This is a genomic window from Streptomyces sp. (assembly GCF_031178505.1).
GTDB classification, from domain to species: domain Bacteria; phylum Actinomycetota; class Actinomycetes; order Streptomycetales; family Streptomycetaceae; genus Streptomyces; species Streptomyces gulbargensis.
On sequence record NZ_JAPSIW010000967.1, the window covers coordinates 1 to 2,101 of the forward strand.

Annotated in this window: 2 protein-coding genes and 1 pseudogene; 2 read left to right on the forward strand and 1 reads right to left on the reverse strand. The window is 71.7% G+C overall.

Annotated features, from left to right (window positions below; translation table 11 throughout):
- Positions 1–390, forward strand: a pseudogene (locus tag RIF68_RS35170) (hypothetical protein); the annotation flags it as partial.
- A gap of 299 nt (positions 391–689) precedes the next feature.
- Here RIF68_RS35170 and RIF68_RS35175 read toward each other — a convergent pair.
- Complete coding sequence (locus RIF68_RS35175; RefSeq protein ID WP_309055626.1) at positions 690–1,475, reverse strand: TetR/AcrR family transcriptional regulator; 786 nt, start codon at positions 1,473–1,475, stop codon at positions 690–692.
- Between the two features lie 94 nt (positions 1,476–1,569).
- Here RIF68_RS35175 and RIF68_RS35180 point away from each other — a divergent pair, with 94 nt between their 5' ends.
- A complete protein-coding gene (locus tag RIF68_RS35180; RefSeq protein ID WP_309055627.1) occupies positions 1,570–1,959 on the forward strand; it encodes a VOC family protein in 390 nt (129 codons plus the stop codon).
- Positions 1,960–2,101: the final 142 nt, after the last annotated feature.

Consider the following 2,101-nt stretch of genomic DNA (forward strand, 5'->3'; position numbering starts at 1 on the left):
GACGGCCGCTGGCACGGCAACGCGGTGAACGCGTGCGACCCGGAGGAGGACGACCCGCCCGAGCCGGACGACGCGACGACGGTCCTGACCGTGGTCGCGGATGCGGCGCAGGAGACCATCATGGAAACACTCTGGCGGGTCTGGCCGATCTGCCCGGAACACGGGATCGGAACGCACCCTCGTCCCGCGGGGACCACTGGCGACTGGTACCTGGACGAAGACGAAGGGGACGGCCGGGACGCGGCCGGCTCGCCGGTGTGGTGGTGCCGGGGCGGCCGGGGCGGCGAGTGCCACGACGTCTCCCCGATAGGTGAGCTGGCCGCCGCCCTGCCAGGAAAGCAGCGTCGCGCACTGCGGCGCCGCGAGCGCGAACGAGGTGACCGCCGATAGCCGCGGGACCGGACCGGACGACTGCGCGGTGGCGCCGCACCCACCTTGCGCGGCCACCCGCGACGTACGGAGCCGGCCACACCGGCACCGGCATTCTCGCCGGGTGCCCGGAGCCGCGGCGGCCGGCCCGTCCACCTGCTGCCGGCCGGTCGGCAGAGGGCTCGTCCGACGGCGTCGCTCCGCCGCAGCCGGTGGCCAGGAGGAACGGGGCCATGGTCGGCGTCGCCGACCCCGGCCGATCGGGGTACGGCGGGGGCCCGGGGAGCAGGTGGCACGGGGGCGCGCGTCGCAGGGACCGATCAGCGAATCAGCTCATCGCGGTCCCCGCTTCGGTCGATCAGGGCGGCGAAGGCGTCGAGGACGCATTGCAGGCCGAAGCTGTAGGCGTGGGCGGGGTCGTACGCACTGTTGTGGGCAGCGCCAGCGGCCGCGCCGACGCGGACGGCAGTGGGGTAGGCGTCCTCGTCGAGGACCCGGGCGAGGAGCGGGGCGTTCAGCTCCCACCACTGTCGGTCGTTCAGGGCGCTGTCGTGCTGCGCGGCGCGGCTGTCGGCGACGGCGCGGGCGCATGCCCGCACGAAGGTGAGGAGGTGGGTCAGGCAGTCGTCCATCTCGACGTCGCTGAGGCCGAGGCCGTCGAGCCCGGACAGTTCGTGTTCGTACTTCGACATCTGCCCCGGTCCCAGCGGAGGTCTGAGGGTGGAGACGGCCGCGGCCCATGGGTGGCGTTCGAAGAGGGCTCTGTTCTCCTCGGCGATGGCGGTGACACGTTGGCGCCAGGGCTGTCCGGTGGTGTCGGTGCGGGGCATGCGGGCGTAGGCGGCGTCGAGCATGAGGTCGAGGAGCTCGGCCTTGCCGGGAACGTAGGTGTACAGCGTCATCGGCACCACGCCGAGTTCCTTGGCCACCCGGCGCATGGTCACCGCGTCCAGGCCTTCGGCGTCGGCGATGGCGGTGGCGGCCTCGACCACCGCGTCGACGCTCAGCCCCCGTCGCGGTCCTCGGCGACGGTCGGAGGAGGCGCCGCGCCACAGCAGTCGCAGGGTGCGGGCCGGGTCGCCCGAGCTGGTTCGTTCCGTCGGCACGGGGCCCTCTTCTCGCTCGCGACTCAACTCTGTACGGCGTACACTGTACGCTGTACAGCAATTGCCACTCAGCGCGATCTTGGGGGAAGTGCTCGTGAAGGTCACCTCTAGTGCCGTGTCGCTCAACGTCGACGATGTCTCCGCATCCAGCGCCTTCCTGGTCGAGCACTTCGGGTTCCGCGAGGAGATGGCCGCCGACGGCTTCGCGTCCCTGACGCGCGACGACGTCGGCATGAACGTCATCTTCTTGCGGCGGGGGCTGGAGACCCTCCCGGCAGACCAGCGCGACGAGCACACCGCAGGTCTGATCCTCGCCTTCGTCGTCGAGGACCTCGAAGGCGAGCTGGCGCGCCTGCGCTCCGAAGGCGTCGCGATCACCATGCCGCTGACCGACGAGGAATGGGGCGAGCGCGCCTTCCAGGTCCGCGACCCCAATGGCGTCATCGTCCAACTGGTCGACTGGAACGCACCGACCGGCCGTTGAGGTCCGTGGCCGTTCGAATCGTGAGCGCTGCGCCGGGTGGTCGAGCGGGGTACCGGCCGGCTCGACATCCTCACCGGGCGTGGACAAGGCGACACCCACCTGGCGAGGAGCGTACCGAGACGCGAACGGCGAGGTGCCCACG